Below are 16,218 nucleotides of genomic sequence, written 5' to 3'. Positions count from 1 at the left end.
GAGCGATCCCGAATTAATTGGGGTTTTTATCATATCGAACGTATGGTTTTAATTTTAAAAGTTTAAACAGCTTCTTTAAGTAAAGGGTAGGGGTAGCCTTTTTACAGTTGTTTTACCAATTCTTTCACTTCAGCTATTGTATATGTATCCGCTAGCCGGTGGGTGTCGAAAACCATAAAGTATTTGTACTGCCTCCCGGCCTGCTCAGCCCAAGTCCGGCCCAGTCGATTCTTGGCTGCACTGTCTGAATTATCGCGGTCGTCACCCTTGGTTTCAAGTAGAATCAACGTGCCTGACTGGGTGTATACTATAAAGTCGGGATAGTGATTCGACTTAAAGCCATTGATGGCGAAACCTTTACCTCGACCCAAGTTCCGATGCCAGAACAGAACGTTTGGCAGAGCGGCTAGTTCGCTAATGATACGCTCCTCGAAACCGTTCATACTACCTTCGTGCGCATAAAGCGATTTTCCCAACGATTTGCCGAGCAGACCCGGTACAATCGTTTTCCTGAAAGTGAAGTTCGGCTCTACCGAAATCTTGCCTACAACCAATAGTTTTTCAAACTGGCCTTCGGCATGAAGATCGGCCAGGGCGCGAATTTTCTTCTTGATTTTGTCCCGGTAGGTGTATTCCCTAGCCAGCAGGTCTTTCAGGCGTTCGGCGTCGAAACTGCTCAAAATACGCTCCAGATACAATTTTATCTGCTGGTCGGGAATGGGGTACATATTTCCAATGAGTTGCAGCATCCGGTGAGCGAGGTCTTTTATCTGGCCTGCTTTTGGTTTGGTTAAAATATACTCGACAAAGGCTTCTTTGATCTGAATGTTGTCTAGTTGCAGGAAAACAGGGCGGTATTGGTTGCCCTGCGTCCGCTCAATGTCGATTTTGTATAGGTCTGTTTCGACCGTATTCCAGTCGATTTTTATGTCTTCGTCGGCCAGCCGGAAGCCATTCAGCAAGACTTCCTGATTTAATAAAACCCGTTCGCCCTGACTGAAAAGACCCGTTTGCGGTACGGCCAGGTAAAACTGAGGCAAGGCCAATTGTTGTGCAAGGGCTGCAAAATCCTGATTGATAGAGATCTTTTTCACTTTATCGCCGAGTTCCTGAAACAGGGGCGACGGAACGTCGGACGCCTGTTGGTTGATTTGTTGCTCAAATTCCTGATTTTTAGTTACGGCTATTTGGGTGATGGCCGCCAGCGTGGGCAACACCTCAACAGGCGTTTCGTCGGCTATATCGCCGGGGTCGAACTGAATTTTTTCCGGCTCGATCTCGTCGCTGGCCGATTCACTTGATTCGGGGAATAAAAATCCTTGCAGTGCCTGTGCTGTTGTCTGGGGCGCAGCGTCGACTGGCTGTTCGTCGGACGACCGATAATCGTTCCGGCTGAATCCGGCCGATTCCAGCCCCCGGATAATGCTTTGCAGTGTTTCTGTAAATTTGGCCGAAGCTGTAAGTACATACGATACGTTCAGCAGGTCATTCTGATGGCGCATGACATAAGGTTGCCGCAATACCCGACCCAATATCTGTTCAATATCTACTGCCGAAGATCGGTCGGCCAGCGATGCCAGAATGTAGGCAAACGGACAGTCCCAACCTTCTTTCAGGGCGTTGACCGTAATAATGTACCGCACCGGGCATTTCGGACTCATCAGGTCAATATCCTTTAGTTCATTGATGTCGGCGGTTTTGATTTTGATCTGCTCTTCGGGGATTTTAAGTTTCAGCAACTGCTGTTTCAGCTTTTCGAAAGTCGTATTGTCGTCGCCAGTTTTGGGCTGCGCCTGGAACAGCACAATGGGACGAATGTAGCGCCCTCCCGCTTTTTGTTCGACTTTAGCCAGACGCTCCAACTGCCGTTGCAGGTTCAGCGCACTCTCCACCACCTGCGATTTTTCTTTGTGGTTATAGGCAATGACCGGGAGCTTTACCATCTGCTCTTTTTTAAGCTCAATAGCCGACACAAAGCTGACGATGTTCGCATTTTTCTTCGGGGTGGCCGTCAGGTCAAGCACAAACGACGGGTTTAAATCGCGAAGCATATCGACGCTTAAATCGCTCTCGGCATTGTGGCTTTCATCGACCACAACGACTGGCGTCAGGCTGCGAATGACGTTAATGAGAGCCGTTTGGTCGGTATCGGCCAGCAAATGATCGTCGGATTCGAACTGACTGGCAAAGGTGGCCAGAGCACCGTTTTCCTCGAAAATCTTGCGGTCTTCTTTCTTTTTCGCCCGTAAGCTCCCGAAGCTCAGCACAAAGATGCTTAGTTGCTGCTGCACCACTGCCGGGCTAAAATTAGCGCCCTGCAGGAGGTCTTTTTTCTGATAAACAGCTACGCGGTGATTGAACAGGCTGTTTAGCTTCTGCCGGTAGGGGTGGGCGGGGTTCGACAGATTCCGCACCGTCTGGTCGAGCAGATTGCTCCAGGGAACCAGCCAGACAACGGCTTTGGGCTTGTCAGTCGCAAAGGCGTTGAAGAGGGTATGGAGGGCGTTGACCGCAATAAAGGTCTTGCCGCCCGCCGTGGGCACTTTCACGCAGACATGCGGTGTGCCGGGTACATTATTCTGGTAGGGCCTCATACCGGTGTTGTTCAGCGGGTCGTAGTCGCCCACTTCATCCTGCCAGTAGCGGTTATAAGCCACATCATAGCGCTGTTCCTGCTGAACATAGTGCAGATAGCGGTCGAGATCGCGGATAACGCCCGCCTGATAGGGTTTGAGTTCCATAGTTGTTGCGTATGGCGCAAGGCTCTGGCCTTGGGCCTCTTATTCTCCGGCCTCTGGCCGGTATGCGAATGTAATTTTAATAAACCGGCCAGAGGCCGGAGAATAATAGACACAAGGCCGGAGCCTTGCGCCATCAATTAAAATCTGGAAATATCCCGGGGGATTTTCTTGAAGATGATGTGCCGTTGCTGGAGCCAGTCGGGGCTAATCAGGCAATTGTCGGCGTAGATAACGTACTGTTCTGCTGGGGTTTGCACGGTCGACAGGAAGTCGTAATCCAGCGTTGTGAGTTCGTTGGGCTGGTAATAGAAGTAATACGCTGTTTCGAACAGCTTGCCCAGAAAATGCGGAGTTTCGTTTTCAGTTTTGGGCGTACTGAGAAAGGGCAAACGCGTTTCGGAATACCAGATATACTCCCGAATGCGATTCAGGGGCAAGTCTTCATTGAGCAGGCCATTTTCCGTAAACAGGGCAGGGCCGAGTTCGTAATAGGTGAATTCGCCCCCGGTACCGTCTTTCCCGCCATAGCCGTCAATCACCCGCCGAACCCGCTCGGCGGTAATGGTTTCGGCATAGTCTTCCATTTCCACCAGAATAAATTGACGATTGCCGCCGTCCTGTTTATTCAAATTTAATACAGCATGGGCCGTAGTGCCGGAACCCGCGAAGGAATCGAGAATGATGTCGTTTGGGCCGGTGGCGATTTGGAGGATACGCTCAATTAGGCGAGTTGGTTTAGGGGTTGGGAATCGCTCGTTTGTACCTTTAAATATCGAGTTTACTTCTTTTTTCGCTTCTTGTGTATTTCCTACTTCCTCATGTTTCCATAAAGTTTGAGGAATAACTCCTTCTTTTATTTCACTCAAAAATCGTTTTCGCCTTGGCTTAGTATTGCCATCTAAGCCAAACCAAATTCGGTTATTTTTTACTAATTCAATAAGTTCCGGTTCTGGATGACGCCAACTAGTACCCGGCTCAGGTGCCCATTGTCTTCCAGAAGGAGATGTTATTGTATAAACCGAATTATCGCGATGCTCCATTCTGAGTAGATCACTGGAAGCCCACAAACCACGTATATCATTATCTGGATTTTTATAATTTTGAAGGTTCTTCTCACTTCTTTTTAGTCGATAAATTTTTAATAAAGTAAGTGATTTTGCATATGCGATAATTGACTCTGTATCGGTTGAGAAGTGTTTTGCATCGTTTTTTGGAGCAAAATTCTTTTGCCAAACTATTGAGCTGACAAAATTCCCCGGTCCCCAAATCTCATCCATTACCAACTTTAAACTCGCTTGTTCATTGTCGTCTATGGATACGAAAATGGCCCCGTCATCAGCCAGTAGTCTGTGCAATAGTTGTAGTCTCGGATACATCATGCACAGCCATTTGTCGTGGCGGCTAAGGTCTTCGCTCTCCTTGCCTACTACTTTACCGAGCCAGCGTTTCAGTTTTGGGTCGCTGACATTGTCGTTGTAGACCCAGCCTTCGTTGCCGGTATTGTAGGGCGGGTCGATGTAGATGCACTTGATGCGGCCTTCATAATACGGCAAGAGGGCTTTCAGGGCTTCCAGATTATCGCCGTGAATAATTCGGTTACCCTCAGCCCGTCCCTCTCCTAAATCAGGGGAAGGAGTGCCATAACTGTATTGCGGATCGAGAATCCGAAACGGTACGTCGTGGTGATGATTGATTACTTTATCTTTCCCTATCCAGGTAAGTGTGGGCATTATGAGCGTCGGGGATTTGCAGATGAACGCCCCGAGGCTCAATAGGGGGCAAAAAAATAGGGGTACGCTGGCCTCCGCTGCCCACATTGTATCTCAGGAAGGCACGGCCAAGCGCCCAGCAAGGGTTAAATGTAGAAACAGCAAAGGGGCGCACCCTTTCGAGTGCGTCCGCTTCACCATTTCCTCCCTCGCTAAAAATTTGGCCGTTTTTCCTGAGGGGAAACTGTAAGCAACGCTATGTCTTTATGATAGAATGAGTTGTCTTTTTTGCGCTATAAATTGGGTTGTTTTAGCCAGCAAGATAGTCTGATTCACTGAGACGGGCAAGTAGAGACCGGTTCGCCGGTGCGACAATCCTTTGCGTCTCCTTCGCTTCAGTAATTCGTATCCATATAAAATTAATCCAGCCATAACCACCCGGTCAGTAGACGCAAGGTATTGTCGCACCGGCGCACAGGTCCCTACACGATCACAAAAACCCAATTAACCCTAAAAGCGGAATTTGGCTGGTCAACAGACTTTACATGGGTGGAGGTACGTAATAATTCACGACGAAGTTATTGGTAGTGTCATTGCGACCATTTCTGTGGCCTTTGTGTCGCAACGGCGCACCGCTCTATGGTTAATCCTTTTTTAAACGAGAGCTAATATCTTGTAAGCTAGTAGTCTATGTAATAATCTAACTAACCACAATATCATATTTCGTAAGCAAACCGCGAAGGCTGTGAACTGAAAACTTCGTTTTCTTTAGCTTATTACCGTCGGGGTCTAAGGTCAGGTTGTAGGAACTGGAGAAGTCTGTCTGTGTGAGTACGTTCGTCGCAAAGAGAGTCAGTTCGAGGTTGCAGTTTTTGAACAAAGCCCCGCTCAGATCGCAGTTGATAAAACGACCTTCGAGTAAAGAGCAATCGACAAAGCGCGTCTTTTTCAGGTTTCGGCCAAAAAACGAAACATAGTCAAGTTGACACGTTTGGAAGTCAACGTGGAAGCCAAATGCGCTGCACTGCCCAAAATTGACGCTGTTTAATTTACAATCAACGAAAACCACATCATCCAGCTTCGTGCCTTCGAATAGGGCCGCGCTCAGATTGCAGTAGTCAAACCTACAGTTGATAAAGCTGGTGTTGGCAAAAACGACTTTCGATAAATCGAGGTTTTTGAAGGTACACTGTTCAAAATTTTGCCGGGCCCACTGGTCTACAGGGCTGGTACTTTGATCAAATAGTTGGTCACAAAAATCCATTTATAAAAGCTGTGTAGTCGGCGCTACGTTAATTTGGACGATACGGTAAACCTACGCTCCGTTTAGGGAAACATCAAATCAGGGTCAGGCTAATTGGTTGGTATTATCTGCTAGTGTAAGGCAATTAGAAAACTTCGCCCAAATTGAAAAATAATCCTTTGGAGCCGTCGAAGCCTACGCCATAATCAACGGAAAGATTTGTACGGGATAGTTTATTCATTTTGATTCGAAGTCCCGCGCCAACCGCCGGAACGATCTTTTCGAACTGGCCGCTGTTCTGTTCCGTAACCGTCTGGGCATTCGCGAAAACAACACCGCCCAACAAGCGGTCGGCGGTTAAGTGAAAACGGTATTCGGTTTCTGCATATAACAGGTTCTTGCCCCGAAAGCGTCCCTGGATAAATCCACGTCCCACATTGCCGCTATAGTCCCAACCCGTACTGGGCAAATCCAGAAAGGGTGGGTTGCCGCTCAAGGTCAATGCGTTGTATGACCAAAATGCCAGAATATTGTCGGAATTAGCCGGGACGTGGACGTATTTTCGTACTTCAACTAATGCAGATTGATAGGTATCGTCGCTGCCAAGTACACGCATGTTAGCCCGTAACGTAGCGTTCACCAGAAAGCCGCCAGCGGGGTTAATGGCATTCTGGCGGTTATCATATAAGAGGTGAACGGTTGGCCCCGACGATACCGAACGACCTACGACCCCGTTGGTGTATCTCGAAATACGGGTCACCTCCCGGCGGCTGTTGTAGCTGTCTATGTTCCAGTGCAAATCCAAATGATAACCCATGCCCGCATATAAATTTGGAGCCAACCGACGCAGTAAACTTTGATGAAACCGGAAATAGGCATAATCCATATTAATAACCCGGTCGGTGGAGGTGTACATGCCCAGCCCGTAAGTTGCTTGCGGGTAATGCATCAGCCGCCAGTCGTTGGTCCATAGAAAGCGATTATCCCGTGTCCAGATCGATGATGTACTAGTAAAAATAATCTGATTGTTCTGGGTGTAGGCAACCTGCCCTGTCATTGATGACATGTTGGCGTTGGCCATTCTGAAAGGCGTATTCACCAATACGGCCACCAAGCCGCGCGTTTGCAGGGTATAACCTATCTGTGGTATGACCAGAACAAAGCGTTTGCCTTCATGCAACGTTGAAGAATCGTGTTGGGTAATAGGAAGCCGTGGATACCAGCGTTTTACCAGATCGGCAACGTCGTGTTGAGGAGGTACATGCCGAATAGCAGTCGTATTGGTCGCGATTGTATCCGCCAGCGGCATTTGGGCCACAGCAGGGGTAAGAGCCGAACTACATACTACAAGGAAACTCACAAATAAACCAAGAATGAGTTTCATGAGTGGGGCTGTACCAAAGGCATAGATGATAGATGGTTTTTACGGCGTATTCGATTGGTAAAATAAATAGATTAGATCGGCCGCACAGTCAACCAAACGCAAAAAAAAGGTTGAACGTTGCATGAGTAAACGGATTGTCAGGGCGGATGTTCAAGCAACTTGACATCAACGCTTTTGCCCAAATCAGGGAAGAGTCCTACTCATCCTGAAAATCGTAAAAACCAGCGATATTTTAAGGTTTTAACAAACTGGTAATGCAAAATCTTCTTTGGATAAATTGCCAAAAGGCACGCCAGTTTCCGTACTTTTGACGGTTAACCCCAATCATCAACTAATCAATTATGTTCATGACAAAACATTATCTGACAGCACTTTTGGCGGCTGGTCTGGCATATTCCTCTGTGGCCCAGACGACTTTTCCGCGAAATGGCGTCTATGATGAGCGACCCGGTTTGTATGCATTTACGAATGCTACTATTGTTGTCGACCCACAAACCACCCTTCAAAATGCTACCCTGCTCATTCGGAATGGGCGCGTTGAAACCGTTGGTACGGCGGTTAGTATACCTGCCGGCACTGTTATCACCGATTTGAAAGGGAAACGAATTTATCCGGGTCTGGTTGATATCGACTCCGATTATGGAATGCCCGAAATTACCCGTGGGCCAGCCGGTGGCCGGGGTGGTGTGCCGCAGTATGAATCGAATAAAAAAGGGGCTTACTACTGGAATCAAGCCATACAGCCCGAAAATGATGCCAGTGTTTTGTTTAAAGCCGATACCAAAAAAGCCGACGAATTACGGAAGTTAGGTTTCGGCGCTGTGCTTACCCATCCACATGATGGCATTGCACGCGGTACAGGTTCGCTGGTAATTCTGGCCGATGACCGGGAGAATACGCTCGTGCTGAAGCCCAATGTCACTGCTCACTACTCGTTCAGCAAAGGAACGTCGGGCCAGCAATATCCTAACTCGATGATGGGTATTGTGGCCCTGTTGCGGCAAGCTTTCTATGATGCCGACTGGTATAAACGGTCGGGTAGCAAAGAGCAGGCAAATATGTCGCTCGAAGCCTTGAACCGTACCCAGAATTTACCTGCCATTTTTGAAGCCAATGATAAATTGGGAATACTGCGGGCCGATAAAATTGGGGATGAGTTTGGCGTTCAATACATTATCCGCAGCTCGGGCGATGAATATCAACGGCTCGACGAAGTAAAAGCGACCGGAGCATCGTTGATTGTGCCCTTGAACTACCCACAGCCCTATGATATCGAAGACGCCTGGGATGCCGACAATGTAGCCCTCGCCGAACTCAAACATTGGGAAATGGCACCAATGAATGCCGGTCGGCTGGCTAAAGCCAATGTCCAGTTTGCGCTGACAACAGCGGGCCTTAAAAACAAGGCTGATTTCTGGGCTAATCTTCGTAAAGCCATTGAAAACGGCCTCCCTGAACAAAAAGCACTCGAAGCCCTAACCACCATCCCCGCCAAATTAATACGGGCTGAGGATGAACTTGGTACGTTGAAAAAAGGCCAGATTGCCAATTTTATTATTACCTCGGGCAATCTGTTCAGCGCCGACAACGTGATCTATGAGAACTGGATGCGGGGTAAACAATACATTGTGAACAGCAAAGATGCCGCCGATCTGCGCGGGGTCTGGACCTTGACGGTTGGTTCGCAATCCAATCTGAAGTTGAACATTACGGGAAAATCGCCCGAAAAACCGGAGTACCAGATTGTTGCCGATACGCTGAAACTCACGCCAAAAGTGGCTTTCTCGGGCGATATTATCTCGATTCAGGTACAGCTTGACAAAAAGAAACCGGGCACTACACGCCTGACGGGCTATCGGACCACACCGACGAATTTAAAAGGGGATGGCGAAAGCCCGGATGGTAAAGCCATAACCTGGTCGGCGGTGCGCACGGGCGATGCACCTGTATCAACGACAGCTACGTCGACCTCTGCCACCAGTTCAACTACGGCTATGGCGTCGGCTACTTCACCTGCCAGCAACACGGCGGCTACAGTTCTCTACCCGTTTGTGGGTATGGGCAATGCACAGAAACCTAAAGCAGAGACCATCCTGATTCGGAACGCAACTGTCTGGACAAATGAGAAAGACGGCGTGTTGACTAATACCGACGTGCTGGTTACGGGCGGCAAAATCTCGAAAGTGGGTAAAGGGCTCACGGCCGCTGCCGATGTTAAAGTCGTTGACGGAACAGGTAAACACCTCACGAATGGAATCATTGACGAACATTCGCACATTGCGCTCCTGTCGATCAACGAAGGCGCTCAGTCGAGTTCAGCGGAGGTTCGAATGGCGGATGTGATCAACCCGGACGATATCAATATCTACCGTCAGTTGGCCGGGGGGGTTACAACCTCACAATTGCTGCATGGTTCGGCTAACGCTATTGGCGGGCAGTCGGCTATCGTAAAACTGAAATGGGGCGAATCGGCAGATGGTATGCTGATCAAAGGAGCAGATGGGTTTATCAAGTTCGCCCTCGGCGAAAACGTGAAGCAATCCAACTACCCGAACCCGAATGTGTTAACCCGTTTCCCACAATCTCGGATGGGTGTAGAGCAAGTGTTTGTCGACCATTTTACGCGGGCTAAAGAATACGCAAAAGGCTGGGCGGCTTACAACAAGTTAAGTACGAAAGAGAAAGCAACCGCTATTGCGCCACGCCGGGATATTGAACTTGATGCGCTGGCCGAAATCCTGGCGAACAAACGCTTCATTACCTGTCACTCCTATGTGCAGTCGGAGATCAACATGCTATTGAAAGTGGCCGATTCGCTGGGCTTTAAAGTCAACACGTTTACGCACATTCTGGAAGGCTACAAACTGGCCGACAAGATGGCAAAACACGGAGCCGGTGGTTCGTCTTTTGCCGATTGGTGGGCGTATAAAATGGAGGTACATGATGCTATTCCCTACAACGCTGCCATAATGCATCGCCAGGGCGTAACGGTATCAATCAACTCCGATGATGCCGAAATGGCTCGTCGCCTGAATCAGGAAGCGGCAAAAACCATCGAGTATGGTGGTATGACCGAAGAGGACGCCTGGAAAATGGTGACGCTGAACCCCGCTAAATTACTGCACCTAGACAGTAAACTGGGTAGTGTTCGGGCAGGTAAGGATGCTGACCTTGTGCTTTGGAATGCGAACCCGCTGGCCATTTACGCCCGTCCTGAATTCACGATGATCGACGGAGCGATCTACTTCAGTTTGAAAGACGAAGATCAGAAGCGTGATCAGATGCAGGCCGAACGCGCCCGCCTTATTCAAAAAATGCTGACTGCAAAAGCGGGTGGTGCATCGACCGTACGGCCCATGCCAAAACGCGCTCGGATGTGGCATTGCGAAGATATAGAAGGTGTTATGGCCGAAGGGGAAGCGGGCAAATAAGGTATACGGTATACGGGTTACTGTTGGCTGACGCTCCGATTTCCGTTTATCAAAACTAACAAAACATGAAAAAACTACTAATATCTATATTCACCCTGGCCTCGCTCATGAGCTATGGCCAGAACCCAGCCCCGGCGAAGCCGCAGACGAAGACCATTGCGCTGATGGGCGGAACGGTTCACGTGGGCACCGGGCAGGTAATTCCAAACGGCGTTGTGCTGTTCACAAACGGCGTTATCACGAACGTTGTTGACGGAACACTGGTGAAGCTGAACCTCACCGATGTGGAAGTTATCGACGTATCGGGCAAGCACCTCTATCCGGGCCTTATTTCACCGGCTTCAACGGTGGGCTTGCAGGAAACGGGTGCTGTTCGGTCTACGGTCGACAAGCAGGAAATTGGTATTCTGAACCCAAACATCCGGTCGCTGATTGCCTATAATACCGACTCCGAAATTATCCCGACCATTCGGAACAATGGCGTGTTGCTCACACAAGCCATGCCGCAGGGGGGCACTGTATCGGGAAGTTCGAGTGTGATGATGGCCGACGGCTGGAACTGGGAAGATGCTGTGCTGAAAAAGGACGATGGGATCTGGCTCAACTGGCCTACCTATTTCGCCAATGATTTCAACTTCGAGGATTTCACTACTGTCGTTAAGAAAAACGACAAACGCGGGCCAGCCATTGACGCCTTACAGGCAACCTTTGCAGATGCCAGAGCCTATGCGGCTGCACCGACACCGGCCACTATGAATCTCAAACTGGAGTCTATGCGGGGCTTGTTCTCTGGAAAACAGAATCTATATATCCGGGCTGATTATGGCAAAGACATCATCGAAGCCGTTACGTTTGCCAAGTCGGTGGGTGTGCAAAAGATCGTGATCGTTGGGGGAGAAGAAGCCAATCGCGCCCTCACGTTTTTGAAAGAAAATAATATTCCGGTCATTCTAAGCGGGTTGCATCGACTGCCAAATCGCGAAGATGAAGATGTAGACTTGCCGTATCGGATGCCGGGTATTCTGCATAAAGCGGGTATTCTGGTCAGCTTGAGCTATGCCGACGAATGGTGGCGGACACGCAATCTGCCCTTTCTAGCGGGCACAGCCGCTGGTTTCGGTGTGACCGACCGCGAAGACGCGCTGAAGATGGTAACGTCGAACACCGCCAAAATTCTGGGTATCGACAGTATGGTCGGCACGCTTGAAAAAGGAAAACAGGCAACACTGTTTGTTTCGGCAGGGGATGCGCTTGATATGCGTACGAATGTGATCGAACAGGTATTTATCCAGGGCCGTAAAGTAAATCTGGACGACCGGCATAAGCGTCTTTACAAAACGTACAAAGACAAGTACGAGCAGAAGTAATTAATTGCAGACTGGTTCTATAATTAAAGAAGGGATGGCAATACCATCCCTTCTTTAATTATAGAACCTCAGTGACGATGGCGCAAGGCTCTGGCCTTGTGTCTAGTATTCTCCGGCCTCTGGCCGGTTTAATGAAACTACATCATATCGGCCAGAGGCCGGAGAATACTAGACACAAAGCCAGAGCCTTACGCCATCGCCTAAACAATGAGCAACCCATGCTCCCGAAGTTTGGCCCACACATGCGATTGCTTAAAGGTGTCAAAAGCGCCATTTCCACTAGCATCATAATCGACTTTAACTTGAGCTAACGAATACGGTTCGTGTTGGCCAATGATGAGCCTGGGTAGTACATTCATGATCCATTCACCAACAGACGTCGGGGCTTCGAGTAACCAATGGCTTTGTTTGCTGTAGAACTCCAACTCGGCCATTTCGATTACCTTAAGGCCTTGCTGCAACTCGAAGACTTCCATGCTGGGCATATTTCCCGGCCAGATAACAAAAGCATTTGACCGTGGGTCTTTGTCCGTTTTCTGACGGATAGCCTTCTCAATATACCGGGCCGGAATGGAGGTAATTGGTATTTTGAACGGAAACCACGTGTGAAGGGGTAAATCGAAACCCACATCATGCATATAGTTGAACAGAGACTTACGTAGTCCCTCGGCAAACAAGTCGTGATCAGCACCAGTGGGGTCGGCGTGGTCAAGGTCATTATCGGCGAAGCCACCAAAATCAGGGCCTATTCGCATAACGTCGAAACCGGCAGGGTCAACACCTACGGGACTGTGGGCGGTCATTGCGAACCGATGCCAAAATCCTGACTGAACGATGCCGTTCATAAATAACTGCCGAACCATCTCCAGCGAATCGACGGTTTCCTGCATCGTCTGCGTTGGAAAACCATACATCAGGTAGGCATGAACCATGATACCCGCCTGTGTGAAGGCGTCAGCAACTCTGGCTACCTGTGCCACTGTCACGCCTTTTTTCATTCGCTCCAGCAGGCGATCGGAAGCTACCTCCAGCCCTCCCGAAACGGCAATGCAGCCAGAGGCTTTCAATAACGTACAAAGGTCTGGTGTGAAACTGGTTTCAAACCGGATATTTGTCCACCAGGTAACCGTCAGTTTCCGGCGGATAATTTCCATTGCCAGATCGCGCATCAGGGCAGGGGGAGCGGCTTCGTCGACAAAGTGAAAGCCGTTTTGTCCGGTCTGCTCAATAATCTCATCGATGCGGTCGCACAGAAGCGATGCCGTAACGGGTTCATATCGTTTGATATAGTCCAGCGTTACATCGCAGAAGGAGCATTTCCCCCAATAGCAACCGTGTGCCAACGTCAACTTATTCCAGCGGCCATCGCTCCAGAGCCGGTGCATTGGGTTAACAACCTCAATGACCGAGAGGTAATCGGTCAACGGCAGATCGCGGTAATTGGGTGTACCCGTTTCACGCTGGGGTACATCTTTTTCCGGGGCGCCGTTATAATACGTAACCACGCCATTGGTACGGGCAAACACTCGCTTGACCTGACCCAATTCGCGTTGGCCCGACAAATGTTCCAGCAACGTCAGGAGGGGAGCTTCGCCGTCATCGAGACAGATAAAATCCACGTAATCAAAAACACGCGGCTCCCTAAGCGACCGAAGTTCGGTGTTGGCATAGCCACCGCCCATAATGATCTTTATCGCCGGGTGATGCTGTTTCAGGTATTTTCCACAGGTCAGGGCACCATAAAGATTGCCCGGAAATGGAACCGTCAGGCAAACAACGTCTGGTTGCCACTGCTGAATTTTATGCTCCAGCAAATCAACTAACGTAGTTGATATTCGTGTATCTGGCCGTTGCAGGGCTTCGTGCAACTCATCGAAATGCGTAGCTGAACGCCCCAGCCGTTCGGCGTAGCGGCTGAATCCGAAGTGCGGGTCGACGGCCTCCTGAATCAGGTCGCTGAGGTCTTCGAGATAAAGCGTAGCCAGATGTCGGGCTTTGTCGTGAATGCCCATTGTGCCAAACGCCCATTCCAGTTCTTCCAGTTGTGCAAACCGCGAAGCTTCGGGCAAATAAGTACGGTCGCAGATGCTGTGGGCGAGGGTTGGGTTTTTGTTTTGCAAAAAACGAATGACCGGGTCTATGGTGCTTATATAGTCGTCCTGCAATCGACAGATGCGATAACTATTGTCGGACAGTTCGGCATCCGTAGCCTCAAGTTCGGCAAACATTGAGGCTAGCCCGCCCGATGAAAATAGCTTCAGAATAACCTCAATCCCTAAATCCGCCTGATACGAAGTGATATGTTGAGTTTGTAGAAACCCCTTCAGGTAAGCCGTTGCCGGATAGGGGGTGTTCAACTGCGTGAAGGGCGGAGTAATGAGAAGGAGCGTCTGAGCCACAATGGTATAAATTCGTGGATAGGTTATCACCCTATCCTGAAAGAGCATAACCTTGTGATTTCGGCAATGGTTCGGTGGCTGGGTGTTCTGTTCCTGTTAGTGATTCCAGCGTAGGCTGCCAGTTCTGAACTCGATCTGACGCTTTCCCTGTGCATAAAACTCGACAGCCACAACCGCCTTCCGGGCCAATTTTAGTTGGTCGACCAAAGGCTGCACCGAATCGAAAAAGATGATGTTGGCCCGTCCATTTTCTGCCGCAGAAAATGAATAATCACGGGCGGGTTTATCATCAAATCGTATGCGAGCCGTGCCGCCCTGAAAACTCCGGTTGAATTGCCCTTTCGACACTTCCAGGTACAAATAAGACGTGCCGTTTTTATGCCTGATGCTAAGTGTGGCCGTAGATCCGCCAGCATAAGGGAAACCGAATTCCAGAAGATTTGGTGAATGGATCGACGCTTTGTGAACTGTGTTGCCTTCTTTATCAATTTTTTTCTCGTAAACCCATGTTGTAGCACTATCAGAAAGGCCCTTTTGAGGAGCTGGCCCACCCGGTAATTTACGTTTAGTTGCCTGGCTCACCGTGTCTGCCGATGTTCCCTGAACACGATCTGTTTCGCTTGTTTGGTCGAGTTTTTTCTTCGTTGTGCAACTAAGAAATGACAACAGACTGAGGGCGAGAATAAGTGTTTTCATGCTATAGAGCGGTCTTTCACGGTGCGTTAAACTTGATAGAACACAGTAAAGGCCAACTACTATATCATCGTGATATGGCAGTTGGCCTTTACTGGAAATCGGACATTTAATGCACCCGAATTTTCTGTCCCGGACGAATTCGCGAACGGGAGGATAAATGATTCTTGCGACTTAATGCAGATACCGACATACCATACCGGTCGGCGATGGAACTGAGTGTTTCGCCGGACCGGACACGGTGTAGAACCGTCCGTTTGAAGCGTGGTTTCGAACTAACTTCCGACGATGATGAACGGCCACCCCGCAGATAATCCCAAACGGAACCTGTCAAGAGAAAGTGGTCGGAATTAATGGTATTCTCCGGGAATGAATAAATGTTCAAAGGGCTGAACGGGTTGCCCTCATAGCGTGTCTCAAAGTGAAGATGAGGACCTGAACTGCGGCCTGTGCTACCGCCTAAACCGAGCTGGTCGCCCGCTTTTACAAGTTGGCCGGGTTCAACCGTTTGTTTGGACATGTGGCCATACAGTGTTTCAAGGCCGTTATAATGCCGCACCAGTACATAGCGGCCATACCCATTTCCATCCCATCCCACTACCCGTACAATGCCATCAAACGACGCATACACCGGATCGCCGGTGTCCAGATCGAGGTCTGTACCCGTATGCCAGCGCCCCCAGCGATACCCAAAGTTTGAGGTCATTTTGCCCTCCTCCAGTGGTGCCGACCAGAAGCGGTTAGCTGGAGGATCAAATAGTTTTATATCAATGGCTTCGTCAAATTCCAGCGGATTGATATTATAGGGATCAATGGTGCGGGAGTCCCAAACGGCGTAGTAATCGGCAATTTTGACCCACTCAGTCCCTACCAGTACTGAATCAATGACTTCAACCACGCTGGTTTCGCCCTGATCAATTTGGCTGGTGTCTTCACTGACAACCGGGTTCAGTTCTTTTTTTGGCTCAAACTGGCTGTTAAAGCGCAGTTGAGTTGATTCCTGGTCAAATTGGTCGTCCGCTTTTTGTGGCTGTTCAACGACCGGCGAGTTTGGGTTAGACCCATTTTTTGGCGTGATACGCAGGTTGTTTTTAAATCGCCCGCGTTCCTGGGCCTGTGTCGTTACGGTCAAACACAAGCACCCAATGGCCAGTAGCCATCGTGTAACGGTTTCTCTCATCTTTTTTTTAAATGAGTTTACAGTATTCGGTTTATGGTGTTGGGTTTGCGTGCTGTGCGTCAGCTAACCGA

At 49.3% G+C, this 16,218-nt stretch carries 9 protein-coding genes; 2 read left to right on the top strand and 7 right to left on the bottom strand.

Annotation, left to right across the window (positions count from 1 at the left end; genetic code table 11):
* Nucleotides 1-101: 101 nt before the first annotated feature.
* From CWM47_RS30775 to CWM47_RS30755, 4 genes are all read right to left on the bottom strand, one after another.
* Nucleotides 102-2,741 (bottom strand): DEAD/DEAH box helicase, encoded by a 2,640-nt coding sequence (locus tag CWM47_RS30775; RefSeq protein ID WP_100992398.1) that lies wholly within the window; start codon nt 2,739-2,741, stop codon nt 102-104.
* A gap of 137 nt (nt 2,742-2,878) precedes the next feature.
* Entirely contained in the window at nt 2,879-4,471 is a 1,593-nt protein-coding gene (locus CWM47_RS30770; protein ID WP_100992397.1) for a site-specific DNA-methyltransferase, read from the bottom strand.
* A gap of 679 nt (nt 4,472-5,150) precedes the next feature.
* Nucleotides 5,151-5,714 (bottom strand): pentapeptide repeat-containing protein, encoded by a 564-nt coding sequence (locus CWM47_RS30760; protein WP_100992395.1) that lies wholly within the window; start codon nt 5,712-5,714, stop codon nt 5,151-5,153.
* Between the two features lie 124 nt (nt 5,715-5,838).
* Nucleotides 5,839-7,077 (bottom strand): BamA/TamA family outer membrane protein, encoded by a 1,239-nt coding sequence (locus tag CWM47_RS30755; protein ID WP_100992394.1) that lies wholly within the window; start codon nt 7,075-7,077, stop codon nt 5,839-5,841.
* Nucleotides 7,078-7,424: 347 nt separating this feature from the next.
* Between CWM47_RS30755 and CWM47_RS30750 the strand changes: the two genes are divergently transcribed.
* Both CWM47_RS30750 and CWM47_RS30745 read left to right on the top strand, forming a co-directional pair.
* Nucleotides 7,425-10,508: an amidohydrolase family protein gene (locus CWM47_RS30750; RefSeq protein ID WP_100994134.1), complete on the top strand. Its 3,084-nt coding sequence runs from the start codon at nt 7,425-7,427 to the stop codon at nt 10,506-10,508.
* Between the two features lie 65 nt (nt 10,509-10,573).
* Nucleotides 10,574-11,875, top strand: coding sequence for an amidohydrolase family protein (locus tag CWM47_RS30745; protein WP_100992393.1), 1,302 nt, complete (start codon nt 10,574-10,576; stop codon nt 11,873-11,875).
* Nucleotides 11,876-12,075: 200 nt separating this feature from the next.
* Here the strand turns inward: CWM47_RS30745 and CWM47_RS30740 are convergent, their stop codons facing one another.
* The 3 genes from CWM47_RS30740 to CWM47_RS30730 all read right to left on the bottom strand — a co-directional run bounded on the left by CWM47_RS30740 (nt 12,076) and on the right by CWM47_RS30730 (nt 16,147).
* Complete coding sequence (locus CWM47_RS30740; RefSeq protein ID WP_240625532.1) at nt 12,076-14,322, bottom strand: B12-binding domain-containing radical SAM protein; 2,247 nt, start codon at nt 14,320-14,322, stop codon at nt 12,076-12,078.
* A 48-nt stretch (nt 14,323-14,370) separates the two neighbouring features.
* Nucleotides 14,371-14,970, bottom strand: coding sequence for a hypothetical protein (locus CWM47_RS30735; protein ID WP_100992392.1), 600 nt, complete (start codon nt 14,968-14,970; stop codon nt 14,371-14,373).
* Between the two features lie 106 nt (nt 14,971-15,076).
* Complete coding sequence (locus CWM47_RS30730; RefSeq protein WP_100992391.1) at nt 15,077-16,147, bottom strand: peptidoglycan DD-metalloendopeptidase family protein; 1,071 nt, start codon at nt 16,145-16,147, stop codon at nt 15,077-15,079.
* Between the last annotated feature and the right edge of the window lie 71 nt (nt 16,148-16,218).

Source organism: Spirosoma pollinicola, assembly GCF_002831565.1.
Taxonomy (GTDB): Bacteria; Bacteroidota; Bacteroidia; order Cytophagales; family Spirosomataceae; genus Spirosoma; species Spirosoma pollinicola.
Note: the sequence above shows the minus strand (reverse complement) of the source record. Positions and strands in the feature narration are given on the sequence as shown.